The sequence below is a fragment of the Nibrella viscosa genome, from assembly GCF_039541875.1.
Lineage (GTDB): Bacteria > Bacteroidota > Bacteroidia > Cytophagales > Spirosomataceae > Nibrella > Nibrella viscosa.
This window is the reverse complement of the sequence record NZ_BAABHB010000004.1, coordinates 1-17,669: the sequence shown is the minus strand read 5'-3', so window position 1 is coordinate 17,669 and position 17,669 is coordinate 1. Positions and strand designations below refer to the sequence as shown.

Genomic DNA, 17,669 nt, shown 5'->3' with positions numbered 1-17,669 from the left:
CATATTTTATCGTTCGTTTGAGGTTTGAGGTTTAAGGTTTGAGGTTAAACCGTCACTAAATATCGTCAAACTTTAAACCTCAAACGTTAATCCTGGTACCGGATCAGGTCGAGCCCGATGTCTTTCCGGTAATATTTCCCGTCAAATTGCACCGTGCGGGCCGCTTCCTGCGACTTCCGGACGGCATTTTCCAGGGAATTGGTCAGTGCCGTAAGCGCCAGTACCCGCCCGCCATTAGTCAGCACGTGACCGTTGGGGCCAGGGGCGGTGCCGGCATGGAACGCGATTACCTGCTCCAGCTTGTCCAACTCCGTGATTACTTTACTCTTCTCGTAGGCATCCGGGTATCCGCCCGACACTACGACCGTAGTGACGGCGGTCTGGGGCGATACCTGTAGCGCTACTTTATCGAGTTCCCCGTCGGCGGTGGCGGTGAGCAGCTCAACCAGGTCGTTCTGGATGCGCGGCAGCACCACTTCCGTTTCAGGATCACCCATCCGGGCGTTATATTCAATAACGTACGGCTCGTCTTTCACGTTCATCAGGCCCACAAAGATAAAACCCTGGTAGCGGATACCCTCCTGCTGTAGCCCCGCCAGCGTGGGTTTGACGACCTTCTCTTCTACTTTTTGCAGGAATTTCCGGTCGGCAAACTTCACCGGCGACACCGCACCCATACCGCCTGTGTTCGGTCCGGTATCGTCTTCGCCGATGCGTTTGTAATCTTTTGCTTCCGGCAGGATCTTGTAATTGACGCCGTCTGTCAGCACAAACACTGATAACTCAATACCCCGTAAAAACTGCTCAATGACCACCTTGTTGCCGGCCTCGCCAAACTTCTGCGCTGTCAGCATATCGCGGAGCGTGTCTTGAGCCTCCTGAGCGGTATTGGCAATCACCACGCCCTTACCTGCCGCCAGTCCGTCGGCTTTCAGGACTACCGGCAGTGAATGGGCGTCCAGATACGCCAGACCCTCCGTCAGCGTGTCGGCGGTAAACGTCTGCGACGCGGCTGTCGGGATGCCGTACTTCACCATAAACTGCTTGGAGAAGTCTTTGCTGCCTTCCAGTTGTGCCCCCTGCCGATCGGGGCCAACAATGCGCAGGGCACCTAAATCCGGCTGACTGCGGAGGTAGTTAACCACTCCTTTTACCAGCGGCTCTTCCGGCCCCACCAGCAGCAGGTCGATCCGGTGTCTGCGAATAGCCTCGGTTATACCCTCGAAATCATTGTAGCCGATTGGCAGGTTGGTGGCCACCTGCGCCGTACCAGCATTCCCTGGTGCCACAAACAAGCTATCACAAAGCGGGCTCTGGGCCAGTTTCCACGCAAAGGCATGCTCTCTCCCGCCTGAACCCAATATGAGTATGTTCATTTTTCAATGATGAATGATGAATGATGAATGATGAATGATCCGGGCCGCCGGGCGGAATGAAAAGCTTGCGCCAACCCATTCATCATTCATCATTCATCATTCATCATTAGTTCGCTACTTCCGATAAGAATTTAATCCGCATCAGGCGAAGTTCCTGCTCGGTGAAATCATCACCGCCGAACTCACGCATGGCTACGGCAATATTGTCGGTTTCGGCCGACATAAAGTAATCGTAAATTTCGTCCTGCCGGTCGCCGTCCATGATCTGGTTGATGTAGTAATCCAGGTTCAGGCGCGTGCCGGAGTAACAGATATGCTCAATTTCCTCCACCAGTTCCTCCATTGACAGGTCCTTCGACTCGGCAATTTCTTCAAGATCCACCTTCCGGTCGATCTGCTGAATGATGTAGATTTTGACCTTCGACTTGTTGACGGTCGATTTTACGACTACGTCTTTCGCCGTTTCAATATCGTTTTCCTCGACATACTTTGCAATCAGGTCGATAAACGGCCGGCCAAATTTCTGCACCTTGCCCATGCCCACGCCGTTGATCTGCGCCATTTCTTCGCGGGTGCAGGGGTAGGTGGTGGCCATTTCTTCCAGAGAAGGGTCCTGGAAAATAACGTAGGGCGGCAGGCCTTTCTCCTTAGCTACCTTCTTCCGCAGGGCCTTCAGCAAGCCCAGCAGTTCTTCGTCGTAGGCGCTGCCGGTGGTGGGTGCCATATCCTTATCGCCTTCTTCTTCACCGTCGGCAATCTGCTGGTCGTAGTTATGGTCTTTTGCCAGCGTGACCGGGTACGGATCATCAATGTACCGCTTCCCTTTTTCGGAGACCTTCAGCACCCCATAGTTATCGACATCCTTATCGATATAGCCCAGAATGGTCAACTGCCGCAGCATAGAGCACCAGTAGTCCACGCTCTCGTTGAACTCGCGGCCTTTGCCGTACACATCCAGTTTGTCATGTTCGTAGCTGGTGATGTACTGGTTTTCGGTCGCCGTCAGCACATCGGCAATGTGGGCGGCATCGAAGCGTTCGTCGGTTTGTGCCACAGCCCGCAGCGCCAGTACCACTTCCTCCTGTACCTTAAACTTCTCGGTCGGCTTCAGGCAGTTGTCGCAGAACCCGCAGTCCTTGTCTACGTACTCACCGAAGTAGCTCAGCAACTGCCGGCGCCGGCACGTACCCAGGTTGGCGTACGATACCATTTCGGTGAGCAGGTGCCGGGCGTTGTCGCGCTCGGTGACCGACTTGTCTTTGTTGAACTTCTCCAGCTTGACAATATCCTCGTAGCTGTAGAACATGATGCAGTTACCTTCCAGCCCGTCGCGGCCCGCCCGCCCGGTTTCCTGGTAGTAGCCTTCCAACGACTTCGGCGCGTCGTAGTGGATCACAAACCGAACATCCGGCTTATCGATTCCCATCCCAAAGGCAATGGTGGCTACGATCACGTCGGCCTCTTCGTTCAGGAAGGCATCCTGGTTGGCCATGCGGGTGGCAGGGTCCAGACCGGCATGGTAAGGCAGGGCCTTAATGTCGTTGACGTTGAGCACTTCGGCAATTTCCTCCACCGTTTTCCGGCTCAGGCAGTACACGATTCCCGACTTACCCTTATGATTCTTGATGTACTTGATGAGCTGCTTTTTGGCGTCGATCTTCGGCTTCACCTCGTAATACAGGTTTTTCCGGTTAAACGACGTCTTGAAGATGTCGGCATCTTCCATCTGCAGGTTTTTCTGAATATCCTGCTGCACCTTGGGCGTCGCCGTAGCCGTCAGCGCAATCACGGGCAACTGGCCGATGTTATCGACAATACCCCGGATCTTGCGGTACTCCGGCCGGAAGTCATGCCCCCACTCCGAAATACAGTGGGCTTCGTCGATGGCCACAAACGAGATGTTGGCTTTCTTCAGAAAGTCAAGATTCTCTTCCTTGGTCAGCGACTCCGGGGCAATGTACAACAGCTTCAGTGAGCCGTTCAGGGTATCTTTCTTTACCTTGTTCATCTCGGCCTTGGTCAGGGTCGAGTTCAGAAACTGCGCATTGATACCGAAGGCATTGAGCTGATCCACCTGATTTTTCATCAGGGCAATCAGGGGCGAAATCACCACCGCCGTGCCGTGGGTGACCAGCGCCGGCAGCTGATAACAAAGGGATTTGCCGGCTCCCGTCGGCATGATAACAAAGGTGTTCCGGCTGGCCAGAATACTATTGATAATGGCTTCCTGATCTCCTCTAAACTGACTATACCCAAAAATTTCTTTTAGCCGCTCCTTCAGGGTAACGTGTACCGCGTGGTCTACCTGCATCATTCTATATTCGTACAGAAGGTTACTAAAATCTCTGTTGACTGTATCTTTGCTAAATAAAGTTAGCGAATTTACAACGCAAACCTTTCGCCAAAGCGAATTCTCCGTTGAAAGTACTAAAAAAAAATCCCCAGCTAATTGCCCGTCAGGTCTTGCTGGCCGAAGCGGAAGCGATCCGGGCGGCCATCGACCGGCTCGATGAACAGTTCGATGCCTGTGTCGAAGCCATCCTGGGAACCCCCGGTCGGGTGGTCGTTACCGGTGTGGGCAAGAGTGCCCTGATCGGCCAGAAAATAGTGGCGACGCTGAACTCCACCGGTACCCCGGCCCTGTTTATGCACGCGGCCGACGCCATCCACGGCGACCTGGGTATGATTCAGGCCGAGGATGTGGTGATCTGCATCTCCAAGAGTGGTAATACCGCTGAGATCAAGGTGTTACTGCCCTTGCTGCGTCGCACCGGCGTCCGGATTATTGCCCTCGTCAGCGATACCGGCTCGTACCTGGCCCGGCACGCCGACTATGTGCTGCATGGCTACTGCGAACGCGAAGCCGACCCGCTGAACCTGGCCCCAACTACCAGCACCACCGTAGCCCTGGCCCTGGGCGATGCCCTGGCCATAAGCCTGCTGGAAGCCCGAGGATTTACCCGGCAGGATTTTGCCCGGTACCACCCCGGCGGCTCCCTGGGCAAGAAGCTGTACCTGAAAGTTAGTGATATTTACCCGCACAACCAAGTACCCCAGGTTCCCGCACGGGCCACTATACACGAAGTCATTCTGGAAATGACCTCCAAACGGCTGGGCGCCACCGCGGTGGTCGATGACCAGCATATACTGGCCGGTATCATCACCGACGGCGACCTCCGCCGGATGCTGAACCAGCACGAGCAGTACGCCCACCTCTGCGCTCAGGACATCATGACACCCTCACCCGTCTGCGTCTGGCCCGACGATTACGCCGTTACGGCCCTCCAGATCATGCAGGAGCGCAACATCACCCAGTTGGTTGTCGCCGACAACCGGCGGGTAGTGGGGTTTGTGCATTTGCATGATTTGCTGAAGGAGGGGCTGGTTTGAAGTTAAGAGTTAAGAGTGATGAGTTAAGAATTACCAGTTACCAATAACTCTTAACTCATCATTCCCTACCTAAACCGGTCCGAATCCCTTACCAGCTTCTCATCCCGGCGGATGAAGCGGTTGGCCAGCATGTTGAAGATCAGCGCGGCAATGAGGGCGTAGAAACCGATATGGTAATTGCCCTGGTCATCGACCATGCCGTAGGTCTTGCCTTTGTAGAGGGTGGTGTAAAGGATAATGGCCATCATGCCGGTCATCAGCAGGGCATTCACGGCGCAGAGGCCCATCTGCTGCAGGCGGTTGCGATAGCGGAAAATGGCAATCAGCGCGATAAGAGCGACCAGCACCGCCAGGCCGGCGAGGTACCACATCGGGATGGGGTAAGTGGTGATGCCCTGCTGGTACGAGTACTGAAGGGCGGTGAGTTGGGCGGTTTCGGTGGAGCGGATGCCGGTCTTATCCCAGATGGGAAACGACAGAAATACGCCCATCGCGAGCACAATTAAAAACATAAATATGGTTTGAATGCGTTGAATCATGGTAAGCTGTTTTGGGGGGCGAAGATAACCCAAAAGCAAGGAATATGAAAACAGGCAGTCGTATCGTCATCACGGCCGATGGGTCGCATTCGGTGTACCATCCGGTGTTCAACCAGCATTACCACTCTATTTTCGGGGCCTGGCAGGAGTCGCAGCGGGTGTTTATCGAGCTGGGGCTGGAGGAGGCCTTCCGGCGGTTCAGCGACGATCTGTTTGTCTTTGAAATGGGCTTCGGTACGGGCCTGAACGCCCTGCTCACCGCCCGCGAAGCCGGACAGCGCCAACGGCCGGTCTTCTACACCGCCGTAGAAGCGTACCCGCTGCCGATAGCGGAGGCCCAACAGCTTAATTTTGATGCGCTGCTGGGCACCAACTACCTTTCACTCCTGCACGAAGCACCCTGGGATGCGCTGACGGAGATCCACTCCTATTTTACCCTTACCAAGCGGCAGGGGCTGCTGCAGGACGTAGCCACCGGCGACACCCTACCCGGACGCTTTCACCTGGTCTACTACGATGCCTTTGCGCCCGAAGCCCAGCCCGAGTTGTGGACGGAAGACATCTTCCGAAACATAGCCGGTCTGCTGCGACCGGGCGGCCTGCTCACCACCTACTGCTCCAAGGGCTACGTGCAGCGCAACCTTAAAGCCGCCGGCTTTACCGTAGAGAAGCATGCCGGCCCGGCGCGGAAACGGGAAGTGCTGCGGGCGGTGATTGGTTGATTAGTTCATTGAACTAATCAACCACCCAACCTGCTCCAGCCCAACCACATCAACCTCGCTGAAGTCGTTGAGTTTGTCGCTGTCAACGTCCAGTACCATCGCCACTTCACCGTTTTTGTCGAATACGGGCACGACTACTTCTGATTTAGACAGAGAACTACAGGCGATATGACCGGGAAACTGCTCGACATCCGGCACCAGAATGGTTTCTTTGCGGGAGTAGGCCGCGCCACACACGCCTTTATCGAAATTGATGCGGGTGCAGGCGATGGGGCCCTGGAAGGGACCAAGTACGAGTTGCCCTTCTTTTTTGAGGTAAAATCCGACCCAGAAAAATCCGAAGGCTTCTTTGAGTGCCGCCGTGATATTGGCCAGATTGGCGGTGAGGTCGGTTTCGCCCTCAACGAGCGCGGCTAACTGGGGCAGCAGCGTCTCGTAGATCTCCTGCCGGTTGGTGGTATGGGGTATTTGTAAAGTCTCTGCCATTGATGTGCTATAGACTATTGTAAAACAAGCTGAACGCCTGCGTCTACAAAAGTAACAGCTACCCGCTGATCGGCCAAAAACAGGGTCAAAACCGCTATTCCAACGGTTTATAGACCGGATACAAAGATGAATCGGCAGAATTAGGAAAGATACCTGATTATTGCTTTATTTTGCTTATTAAAATATGATTAAGATAGGTATGCTGTCCCATAGGGAACAGGGAACTAAACGAGTTTACTATTTATGAAAAACTATTACTTACTATATGCCAGGTTAGTACTTCTGATACTACTCTTAGGAAGTACATTGATTGGTTTTACCCAGACTTGTACGGTTGTTAACGGCGGGACAAGTAAAAATAGTGCAGTTAAGTGGTCCAATGCAGCCATTTGGAGTTGTTCGACACCAAACCCTCCCCTTGTCGGTGCCCCTCCGCCTAGTGGAAACTTTACCGGGACAATTGTTATTAACAGTGGTTTTGTTGAAATGGACGCAGATCGGACTATTAGTGGTCAGGTCAATATTATTGTAATGCCAGGTGCTACACTTACTATAGATCAAAATAAAGTTTTAACCCTTGCTAACGATTATTCACAAATTGAAGTCCGATCTGGAGGGACACTTGAAAGTGGTAGTAAAAATTCAGTCATTGTAATTGGTACTGGTGCTTGCTTAGCAACTTATCCAGCTCCTTTTAACGGTTCTCAAACAATTGGCGGTGTAACCTATTTTACTCGTAAACTAAATGACGCTGCCTGTACCAACCAGCTTCCTGTCGAATTCACTCAATTCAGCGGCAAAGCCTTTGGCAATTCGGTCCAGCTTTTCTGGGAAACGGCCTGGGAACGTAACGCAGATCGGTTTGTGGTGGAGCGCAGCCGCGATGCCAAAGAGTTTCTGCCGGTCGGCGAGCCGGTAAAATCCGCCGGTGATGCCGATACCCGCAACCGCTACCAGTTTGAAGACAAGAACCCTTTCCCCGGTGCTAACTACTACCGCCTGCGGCAAATTGATAAAGACGGCAAAACGGATTTTTCCAAAATTATCTCCGTGGTGGTTAATTCAGACGAGGAGGCTTTGCTGGCGTATCAGTCGGCCGAGAACGGGGATATTCGGGTGCTGCTGAACGCCATTGATGCCCGAGGTATGAAGCTGCACAATATGGCTGGTCAGTCGGTGTCTGCCCAGTCCATTCACCTGGCCGATACGGAGTGGGTGATCCGGCCGGCGTCTCCGCTGGTGCCGGGGGTTTACCTGATTTCGGTGGATTCGGAAACGGGCGTGAAGCGGTTGAAGTTTTTTGTGCCGTAGATTGTTTCAACCGTAAATAACATCCAGCCACGTTGCTTCAACACCCAATGCCCTGTAAAGGCAAGCGGTCGTTACCGCCAGCCTCTGATTGGCTTGCCCTTACAGGGCAGCCAGAAAACCAACGCTTTTCCGTTTCTATAAACCGCTGGCTACTACGTAGCAAAGAGCAGAACCAGACCGTTTGGTATCATTCCCCTGCCCTGTAGGGGCAAACAGTTTGTAGAACAGCCGTTACATACCTTTCCCCACTGCCCTGTAGGGGCCAGCGGTTTGTAGAACCCGACCGCTTGCCCCTACAGGGCAGATGACAAACACACGTCTTTCCATTTTTACAAACCGCTTGCCCCTACAGGGCAAAAAGCAGCAGCCGTTACATACCTTTCTCCACTGCCCTGTAAGGGCCAGCGGTTTGTAGAACAGCCGTTACATACCTTTCCCCACTGCCCTGTAGGGGCAAACGGTTTGTAGCACCGGACCGTTTGACATCATGCCCACTGCACTGTAGGGTCCGACAGTCGCAACCGCAATCTCAAACGCTACTCGATCCAGTCAAAAAGGTATTTCTGATCGTACTCCACCCCAAACTTATCCAGAAACTCCACGTATTCCTCTTTAAACGTCCGTTTGCGATGGTGCTGCTCCTGATTATGAATGTACCGGCACACCGCATCAATCTGGGATTGGGCGTAGGTAAACGCCCCGTACCCTTCCTGCCACGCAAATGAAAATGGCGTGATCTTCTGCTCCCGGATAAACCGGCTGGATTGGGTTTTTACGTCACGTACCAGGTCCGCAATAGCCAGGGTTGGGCTGAAGCCGATGAAGAGGTGGGTGTGATCCGGCATACAATGCACCGCCAACAGCTTTTGTTGACGGTTTCTAACAACCCCAGTTATGTATTGGTGCAGCCGTTCTTTGTGTTCAGGCAGAATCAGCGATTGGCGGCCTTTTACCGCGAAGACAATCTGAACGTACAGTTGGGTAAACGTATTAGGCATCGGCTGGTGCGTTACGGTATCTGTCAATTAGACCTGATCAATTACCTGACGTCACCAGTTGGTTTGTCTTCTTTTGCTTGGAAAGTGGAGCAGTTATTACTGCCAGCGGCTTTGAGAACAGCCGTTACGTGCCTTTCCCTCTGCCCCGCCGGGTCGGACGGTCGTTACCGCCAGCGGTTTGTAACATCCGACCGCTTGACATCATTCCACTACCCTGTAGGGGCCAGCGGTTAATAGAAACAATAGCACTGTATCCTTTCCCGGCTGCCCTGTAGGGGCAAGCCTGCTGACTTGGCTTGCCCCTACAGGGCAGCCGGGAAAGGATACTTATGGCGTTGTCTACAAACCGCTAGCCCCTACGGGGCAAAGACACTGCTATATGATTTTTTAGCTTCGGAGCACCAGGTGGTCATTACTTAGATTTATAACACCTGCCCCATCATACGAATGACAGATGCAATAAACCGCAATAACAATCGCCCGGTCTTGCAGAGTGGATCAGGCTGCTGATGTTGAACTGCCCTGACAGCTTATCTCCCAGATCTTTAGCCAGCAGGGCGGTCCGACGAATCGGTGCCGGCTAGGATATTTTTGAAATACCGCTTCAGCCAGGTATCACCGGCTTTTACTTTCCAGCCCGGCAGGTCGGCTTTTTGAGCTATCAGGTTATTGAAAACCGTGGTTTCCGGCGTCAATACGCCCTCGGCAACGGCGGCTTTGAGTTGCGGCAGCGTTAAGGTCTGCACCGACCCATTGGCCGCGATATAGGCCACCGAGCGGTCGAAGAAATCAACCCCTAACTGCTTGCCAATGGCCTGCAGGAAATGCACCGAGGCATCAATGGAACAGCCGCTGGGCAGGGCGTGGTTCTCATCTACCGCTACCAGCACAAACCGGTTCTTGACCACCCGCGCCGACGATAACAACGGATGCCCGTGGGCGGCCCAGCCGTTTAGCGCCGATTGCAGCGCCTGTTCTACACGCGTCACTTCCTCCGGTGTGAGCGGCCGGTTTGCCTGGTACACCCACAGCCGGGCGTTGTCTGCTATTTGGTTGAAATCGATGTACATGGTATTAGTCGATAGTCGATAGTCGTTAGTCACTAGTCACTAGTCGTTAGTGCTGACGCCTGCCTACTGGCCACTGGGACTTGCCTACTAACGGCTAACGGCTATTGACTAATGACTCTTTCACAACCCCTCCCCCCGGGCGATAAGTTCCGCAAGGTCGTAGACCTGAACGGTGTCTTCTTTTTCTTTGTTCTTCACGCCATCGGTCATCATGGTCATGCAGAAGGGGCAGGCCACCGCAATGGTATCGGCGCCGGTGCCGAGGGCTTCTTCGGTGCGCTCGACGTTCACGTCTTTTTTACCAGGTTCGGGCTCTTTGAAGTATTGGGCACCACCGGCTCCGCAGCACAGGCCCTGCGAGCGGGAGCGCTTCATCTCCACCAGATCGGCATCCAGGGCCTTGAGTACTTCGCGCGGGGCCTCATAGATCTTGTTGGCACGCCCCAGGTAGCAGGAGTCGTGGAAGGTGATGCGCCGACCCTTGAACGATTCTCCATCTTTGACCCGCACCCGCCCTTCGTTGATAAGCTGCTGCAGAAACTGCGAATGGTGAATCACTTCGTAGCTGCCGCCCAGTTTGGGATACTCGTTTTTGATGGTGTTGAAGCAGTGCGGACAGGCCGTCACAATCTTTTTGACGCTATAACCATTCAGCACCTGAATGTTAGCCATCGCCTGCATCTGGAACAGAAACTCGTTCCCCGCCCGGCGGGCCGGATCGCCCGTGCAGCCTTCTTCGGTACCCAGCACGGCAAACTTGATGCCCACATGGTTCAGAATGCGCACAAAGGCCACGGTCACCCGCTTGTAACGGTCGTCGAACGAGCCGGCACAGCCCACCCAGAACAAGACTTCCGGCTCTTCGCCGGCAGCCAGCATATCGGCCATGAGGGGGACTTTGTATGTTTTTTCAGTTGTTGATTCCATTTTTTACTGGTTCAGTTTTCATGTTCCGTGTTTCAGGTCGGGGGTTGAGGAGGGGTGCGGTGTCTGAACAGAGCTAAGGGGCCGCGAGCCTGTTGGAATACGGGTATAGGCCAGCCACACAAAATACGCGACGCTCAGCACAATGCATACCTCCATGCTGTATTCCAGCAGATTCTGCCCCTGCATCAGCATGGCCGGATTGGTAAACAGGGGCGTATCCAGGCTCCACCACAGCGACGGCTGAATGGCCGCCAGCGCGTTCAGCACCAGCAAGGCCCCTACCTGTCTGCTGTCGGTCAGGTCGATCACCGAAAATACCAGCGGCAGCATATAGATAAAAGCGTAGTTACTGAACGAGCTTTTATGCACCACCATGATAAACCCGTAGCAGAGCAGCCAGAGAATCGGCAGACTGCGCTCGTAGCTGACCCGCTGTTGCCGCAGGCGCCAGGCCCCTACCGCCGAAAAGGCAATGACAGTTAGCAAACCCAGGGTGCTCAGCGGTCCGGCATACTGCATAAAATCGCCGGTTAGCGGGGCCAGCACGGTCCAGATGTTTGGCGCAAACAGCATACCGGCAAACATCAGCGGGGTCAGAAAACCCGTGCCGGTCAGCAGATACAGTACCGCCAGGGCCGGCAGGCCAACCACCGCCAGCCCAAACACGTAGCGGACGGGCCGGCGCACCCAGAAAAACAAAGCCGCCACAATCAGCACCGCCAGTGCCTTAGTGGCCAGCAGCACCACGGCCATCCACATGCCCAGCCGGAACTCGTCTGGCTGCTGACGGCCCAGGTGCAGACTGGCTACGGTAAACGCCCACATCCAGCTATCTTCCTGCCCACCCAGCACGCAAAACACCAGCGGAGCCGGCAATACCAGATACAGCAGCGCCACCCAATGGGCCCGGGCACCCACCTGCCGGCGGGCAAGGCGGTAGGTAAGCCACCAGGCCAGCCCTTCTACCCCGATCATGAACAACACCACCGCTTTGGCACTGTGCCAGATCACCAGCGGCAGGGCAGTCAGGTAGGCAAACAGCGGACTGTAGGGCGACCAGAAATCCCGGTATACCAGTTTCCCCGCCAGGGCCTCGGCGGCAGCCTGGTAAAACAAGGGCACATCGGAGCGCGTTTCGGCACCGGCAATCAGGTATATACCCACAAACGGCACCAGCCGACAAAGCGTAAAGGCCAGTGCCAGCCGCCGGTTACGGGTGGGCTCCGGCCAGCGTTCAATCTGTTCCCTTAGTCGATAAAGAACCCCGAAGGCAAGGGTGCCCACCAGGGCAATCAGCACTTTTATAACAATAACGTCCATCTACTTCTGTGAATGCGCCGAAAATTACGGCCAAATTGGTCGGTAACCAACGGCTACCGGCGCAACCTTACTGATTCACCTGATCGGCCCAGTTAAACCGGTCGCTGGGCGAGAACTTCCAGGGGGCCATGTTGTTCTCGACATTACTAAACATGGCGTTCCAGGAGGCCGGGGCCTGGGCTTCTTCCATGATCCGGTACCGGCGCAGTTGCAGGATAATATCCAGCGGGTCGATGTTGACCGGGCACTCCTGCACGCAGGCCTGGCAGGTGGTGCAGGCGTTGATCTCCTCCACGGTGATGTAATCGCCCAACAGCGATTTATCGTCTTTGTAATCCGGGCCGTGCGCTTTCCAGCCGCGCTGAATATCTTCCAGCCGGTCGCGGGTATCCATCATGATCTTGCGGGGCGACAAGGCCTTGCCCGTGATATTGGCCGGACAGGCCGCCGTACAGCGCCCGCACTCGGTGCAGCTATAGGCGTTCATAAGGTTGATCCACCGCAGGTCTCCCACATCTTTGGCCCCAAAACGACCGATCTCCGCCGGCGCGTCTACCGGCTGTTGCCCGTTATCATCCACATTGGCGGCCTCCGTGGGGGTAACCCCCAGCGCCAGTTGCACCTCCCGGGTAATCTCCGGCATGTTTTCCATCTCCCCTTTGGGCTTCAGATCAGAATAGTAGACATTGGGGAAACCGATGGCGATATGCAGGTGCTTGGAGTAGGTGACGTATACCGCGAAGAACAGAATACCCAGGATGTGGAACCACCAGGCAAAGCGCTCATAGGCCACCAGCGCGGTATCGCTGAAGCCGGTAAATAAAGGTTTCAGCAACTGACTGATGAGGAAATCGCCCACCGGCACCTCGCCGTAATGCCCAACGCCCCGTTCACGCAGTACGCTGTCGGAAGCATTCCAGGTCAGGAACGCCAGCATCAGCAGGATCTCAAACGTCAGGATCAGCGTAGCATCCAGTTGGGGCCAGCGCCAGCTCATCTCGCGGTGCCGCTCCGGCTGAAACCGGCCGACCCGCAGCACATACCGCCGGGCCAGAAATGCCACGCAGACGGCAATTACCCCCACCGCCAACACCTCAAAAACCCCGATCAGAAACGGGTAGATGCCGGTGATAACCGGCGAAAAGATCCGGTGCGTACCCAGAATCCCATCGATGATGATCTCCAGGATTTCGAGGTTAATGATAATAAAGCCGGCATAGATAATAAAGTGCATGAAGCCCACCAGCGGTTTGGCAAACATCTTACGCTGCCCGAAAGCCACGCGCAGCATGATGTTCATGCGTTCGCCGGGGTTGTCGCTCCGGTCCTCCGGCCGGCCGAGCTGAATGGCTCGCTTAATCAGGGTATAGCGTTGCCAGATCAGGTAACCGGCTACGCCGACGGCAATGATGAATAGGATTTGTTCGATAATGGCCATGGTGTTGTTTATACTGGCTGTCAGCTATTTACCTTTAGTACCACAATTTTGTTAAAATTTATTTGAAAAAGGGTTGCGCAAAGGGGTTTATCCGCTTACCTTTGCACCCACATTTAACGGTTGACCGTTAGCGGTGATGTAGCTCAGTTGGTAGAGCAAAGGACTGAAAATCCTTGTGTCGGCGGTTCGATTCCGTCCATCACCACCCTCCAACCCCGCCCTCCAGCGGGGTTTTTTGTTTTATTACCGGCTCTCTTCATAACGACCCTTAGTTATTTAGTATGCGTGCATACCATTTGCTGATGAGCAAATATAAGCGTTCCCTGGTAATGTACGTACGGGTTTTCGCTCGTTTTTTAGTCTGAGAAAGAATTGAGTCTACATCTGTGTTGAAAATTAGTGCCTGCTCCGGTTAATCCTGTAATTCAGCCATCATAGCCGTCATAGATTTAGCGGAAACATATTTAGCAACCGGAAATTATTCATATCCCGGATGTACAATTCATAAAACGCACCGGAAATTTACACCTTTCATTTTTGCTGTGGAGGACCGGGTGATTGTTACCGCCAGCGGTTTATAGCACTTACCGCTCTTTGCCGAGTTCGCCGGCTCTGTAAGGGCAAGCTAATACGAACGGCTTGGCCTCACAGGGCAGAGGGAATAGGATGAACGACCCTGGCTATAAACCGCTGACCCCTCCGGGGTAGGCGGATGCCTTAATTTACCCCGGAGGAGTCAGCGATGTATCGTACCTGCCGATTTGTGTTCTGCTCCGGGGCAGGCAGATGCCTTAGTTTACCCCGGAGGGGTCAGCGGTTTATAGCACCTGCCGATTTGTGTTCTGCTCCGGAGTAGGCGGATGCCTTAGTTTACCCCGGAGGGGTCAGCGGTTTATAGAACCTGCCGATTTGCGCCCTATCCTCTGCCCTGTAAGGGCAAGCCCAAATGGCTCGCTTAATTCTTTAAAAACAATCCGGAGCAAACACCGACAGGCCGCGAGTATAGTAGCGACAAACGATAAAGGCTGGTTTGAAAGCTTCATAATTGGGAAACAGCTCATTCCGACCAACGATACAATGCAATTCATGAGCCTACCTACGACATAAAAAAGCAACGCTCCCCCGGAGGAGAGCGTTGCCGTATCGTGCAGGTCCGACCGGACCTTATGCGTCCGTCTTATCAGTTACCTGACTTCATAATCCGCTGCGTAGCGCGCTGCTTATCGCCTTCTGCCGACAGGATGTAAACACCCGTTGCCTGCTCACGAATATCGATGGTTGCCTTACCCTGACCATTGCTGATCTCGACCGGCCACTCACCTACTACGCGTTGCATTACATTGTAAAGCTTCAGCGGCACCACCTTCTGCTCACCCGCTCCCGTAATCGTGACGTTCAGCACATCACTGGTTGGATTTGGAGAAGCGCTCAATTGCATTTGCAATGGAACTGTTGGCTCTGCCGTTATAGCCTCTATAGTTGCCACACGAGCTTGTGGAGTACACTGTGCACCACCATCAAGAGTAGTTATGGTAGTTCCATTATTACAAGAAGCATCCCAAAAATCTGAGAAAATGTATCCGGCCAGATCACTTAAAGTTTTACCAGAAGTTAGGGCAGTGATTACTAATTGATTCCCATTCACAACAAATCTAAAGATATTAGGATTCTGAGCATTTCCAACATTGATAGTAGTTGTAGAGGGATTTGAAAGAGAAATCGGGGTACCGCTGCTACTTGTTTTATAAGACCAAGAATACGTCGGCGTCACACTCGCATTACTCACTGTAGTGGTGATAGTTAAAGACGTTAAAGTAGTAGATTTAACGCAAGTAACTACTGGTGTCTGCGTGGCACTCGGTGCAGTACTCGGCTGTGTAATAGTCACCGAAGCAGGTCCTGAACCCACACATCCTAAACTATTTCTCACTTGTACAGTGTACGTACCTGCTGTCAGTCCAGTTGCTGAGAAAGCTCCCGACGTTGTTCCTGTTTGAGTGATAGCGCTACCGTTTGTTACCGTGAACGAATACGTTCCACTACCACCACCAGCAGCCGATACATCAATACGTCCTTGACTGCCACCTTGACAGGTCACATTCGTAGAAGTAGTAGTATAAGTAACCTGCGTAGGCTGCGTCACAGAAATCGGACTAGTTGCGAGCTGACAACCCTTCGCATCTTTCACCGTTACCACATAGTTTGTACCTGCCGATAAGCCAGTGAAGCTACCAGTAGTAGTAACTGTATTACCCGGAGTCAGCGTGTAGCTATATGGGCCTACTCCGCCCGACGCTGTTATAGCTATAGCACCAGTTGAGCCACCATTACAACTCACATTGGTAACAGATACGGGATTAAAGGCTACTGCCGTCGGCTGCGTCACACTTACGGTATTGGTAACTGTAGGACAAGCTCCGTTAGAGGTAACGGTCACCGTATAGTTGGTGTTAGCAACAATCCCGCTAAAGACATTGCTGGACTGTGGCGTACCACCATTAAGACTGTACATATAGTTCCCATTTCCGCCACTTGCCGTTGCCGTCAGCGAGGTTGTACCGCTGAAGCAGGCAATTGTTCCCGCAGCCGCCGATACTGTCAGTGCTGTCGGCTGAACTACCGTACCCGCTGCTGGTGCCGTGCTGGTACAACCATTTGCGTCTTTGACACTGATGGTGTAGCTGCCTGCTGCCAGGTTGTTGAAAGTACCTGAGGTGTTCACCACATTACCCGGAGTCAGTGTGTAGCTATAGGTACCCGCTCCAGTACCGCCGGAGGCTGATACAGACAGCGCGCCATTCGTACCACTGAAGCAGGTTACTGACGTAGACGTCACCGATGACAGCGTTACCTGTGTCGGCTGAACTACCGTACCCGCTGCTGGTGCCGTGCTGGTACAACCATTTGCGTCTTTGACACTGATGGTGTAGCTGCCTGCTGCCAGGTTGTTGAAAGTACCTGAGGTGTTCACCACATTACCCGGAGTCAGTGTGTAGCTGTAGGTACCCGCTCCGGTACCGCCGGAGGCTGATACAGACAGCGCGCCATTCGTACCACTGAAGCAGGTTACTGACGTAGACGTCACCGATGACAGTGTTACCTGTGTCGGCTGAACTACCGTACCCGCTGCTGGTGCCGTGCTGGTACAACCATTTGCGTCTTTGACACTGATGGTGTAGCTGCCTGCTGCCAGGTTGTTGAAGGTACCTGTGGTGTTCACCACATTACCTGGAGTCAGTGTGTAGCTATAGGTACCCGCTCCGGTACCGCCGGAGGCCGATACAGACAGCGCGCCATTCGTACCACTGAAGCAGGTTACTGACGTAGACGTCACCGATGACAGTGTTACCTGTGTCGGCTGGTTGATGGTTATTGCGCCGCTTGCCTGTGACTCGCAACCATTTGCATCAGATGCCTTCACCGTATACGTACCTGCTGCCAGACCCGTGAAGGTGCCGTTATTACTGGTAAGCGTAACCGGTGAATTCCCCACGGTAGTACCCGTTAAGGTATAGCTGTAAACAGAGCCCACACCACCCAATGCCGTGGCACTGATCGTACCCGTGCTGCCACCAAAGCAAGCTACAGAGGTAGACGTCGTGTGAGAGATATACACTGCTTCTGCTGGCTGAGCGACATTCGCCGTTACTGATTGCGGACAACCGTTAGCATCCTTAACTGTAATTGTGTAGTTACCTGCATAGAGTCCGCCAAACTGGCCGTCACCATTTGAGCTTGTATAGCCACCACCGTTCTTAGTTATGGTGTAACTGTATGGAGCTGTCCCGCCGGAAGCCGCTACAACAATTGAACCAGTACCGCCATGGCAAAGTGCTGATGTAGAGGACACTACGGAGAGCGTTACGGCTGTAGGCTGCGTCAGAGTAATCTGAGTAGTGGCCGCACAGCCGTTGGCGTCAGTTACTGTAAAGCTGTAGGTGCCCGCTACCAGGCCTGTGGTCTGACCCGTCACCTGGTAAGGTGCTGTGCCGCCTGTGCCTACTACGCTGACACTGCCCTGACCGCCGAAGCAGGCGATGGAGGTGCTCACCGTGGCCGTGGCCGTTACCGCTGTAGGCTGCGTCAGAGTGA

13 protein-coding genes and 1 tRNA gene are annotated in these 17,669 nt (G+C 53.8%); 4 read left to right on the top strand and 10 right to left on the bottom strand.

Features of this window, described 5'->3' with window-relative positions; genetic code table 11:
• Positions 1–86: 86 nt before the first annotated feature.
• Positions 87–1,376 (bottom strand): phosphoribosylamine--glycine ligase, encoded by a 1,290-nt coding sequence (gene purD / locus ABD931_RS11835; protein ID WP_345267279.1) that lies wholly within the window; start codon positions 1,374–1,376, stop codon positions 87–89.
• Positions 1,377–1,482: 106 nt separating this feature from the next.
• Positions 1,483–3,690, bottom strand: coding sequence for a DNA helicase RecQ (gene recQ, locus ABD931_RS11830; RefSeq protein WP_345267277.1), 2,208 nt, complete (start codon positions 3,688–3,690; stop codon positions 1,483–1,485).
• A gap of 104 nt (positions 3,691–3,794) precedes the next feature.
• Between recQ and ABD931_RS11825 the strand changes: the two genes are divergently transcribed.
• Positions 3,795–4,766, top strand: coding sequence for a KpsF/GutQ family sugar-phosphate isomerase (locus ABD931_RS11825; RefSeq protein ID WP_345267275.1), 972 nt, complete (start codon positions 3,795–3,797; stop codon positions 4,764–4,766).
• 65 nt (positions 4,767–4,831) lie between these two features.
• On the opposite strand, the gene ABD931_RS11820 is transcribed toward ABD931_RS11825, so the two are convergent.
• Positions 4,832–5,305 carry a DUF4293 domain-containing protein gene (locus ABD931_RS11820; protein WP_345267273.1) on the bottom strand — a complete coding sequence of 158 codons (474 nt, stop codon included), beginning with the start codon at positions 5,303–5,305 and terminating at the stop codon, positions 4,832–4,834.
• A gap of 44 nt (positions 5,306–5,349) precedes the next feature.
• Between ABD931_RS11820 and mnmC2 the strand changes: the two genes are divergently transcribed.
• Entirely contained in the window at positions 5,350–6,027 is a 678-nt protein-coding gene (gene mnmC2, locus ABD931_RS11815; RefSeq protein ID WP_345267271.1) for a tRNA (5-methylaminomethyl-2-thiouridine)(34)-methyltransferase MnmC2, read from the top strand.
• Here mnmC2 and msrC read toward each other — a convergent pair whose 3' ends face one another.
• Entirely contained in the window at positions 6,028–6,513 is a 486-nt protein-coding gene (gene msrC / locus ABD931_RS11810) for a free L-methionine (R)-S-oxide reductase MsrC (protein WP_345267269.1), read from the bottom strand.
• Between the two features lie 864 nt (positions 6,514–7,377).
• On the opposite strand from msrC, the gene ABD931_RS11805 reads away from it, so the two are divergent.
• Complete coding sequence (locus ABD931_RS11805) at positions 7,378–7,824, top strand: T9SS type A sorting domain-containing protein (protein ID WP_345267267.1); 447 nt, start codon at positions 7,378–7,380, stop codon at positions 7,822–7,824.
• A gap of 536 nt (positions 7,825–8,360) precedes the next feature.
• Here the strand turns inward: ABD931_RS11805 and tnpA are convergent.
• The 5 genes from tnpA to ABD931_RS11780 form a co-directional block, all read right to left on the bottom strand.
• Positions 8,361–8,822 carry an IS200/IS605 family transposase gene (gene tnpA, locus ABD931_RS11800; RefSeq protein ID WP_345267265.1) on the bottom strand — a complete coding sequence of 154 codons (462 nt, stop codon included), beginning with the start codon at positions 8,820–8,822 and terminating at the stop codon, positions 8,361–8,363.
• 545 nt (positions 8,823–9,367) lie between these two features.
• Positions 9,368–9,925, bottom strand: a complete 558-nt coding sequence (locus ABD931_RS11795; RefSeq protein WP_345267263.1) for a hypothetical protein — start codon at positions 9,923–9,925, stop codon at positions 9,368–9,370.
• Positions 9,926–10,012: 87 nt separating this feature from the next.
• Entirely contained in the window at positions 10,013–10,819 is an 807-nt protein-coding gene (locus ABD931_RS11790) for a (Fe-S)-binding protein (protein ID WP_345267261.1), read from the bottom strand.
• Between the two features lie 18 nt (positions 10,820–10,837).
• Positions 10,838–12,139 (bottom strand): glycosyltransferase family protein, encoded by a 1,302-nt coding sequence (locus ABD931_RS11785; protein WP_345267259.1) that lies wholly within the window; start codon positions 12,137–12,139, stop codon positions 10,838–10,840.
• Positions 12,140–12,206: 67 nt separating this feature from the next.
• The gene (locus ABD931_RS11780; RefSeq protein ID WP_345267257.1) at positions 12,207–13,577 is read right to left on the bottom strand and encodes a 4Fe-4S dicluster domain-containing protein; all 1,371 of its coding nucleotides are present in this window, start codon (positions 13,575–13,577) and stop codon (positions 12,207–12,209) included.
• A 132-nt stretch (positions 13,578–13,709) separates the two neighbouring features.
• Between ABD931_RS11780 and ABD931_RS11775 the strand changes: the two genes are divergently transcribed.
• Positions 13,710–13,782, top strand: a tRNA-Phe gene (locus ABD931_RS11775).
• Between the two features lie 975 nt (positions 13,783–14,757).
• Here ABD931_RS11775 and ABD931_RS11770 read toward each other — a convergent pair.
• On the bottom strand, positions 14,758–17,427 hold the full coding sequence (locus ABD931_RS11770; protein WP_345267255.1) for a T9SS type A sorting domain-containing protein: 2,670 nt from the start codon (positions 17,425–17,427) through the stop codon (positions 14,758–14,760).
• Between the last annotated feature and the right edge of the window lie 242 nt (positions 17,428–17,669).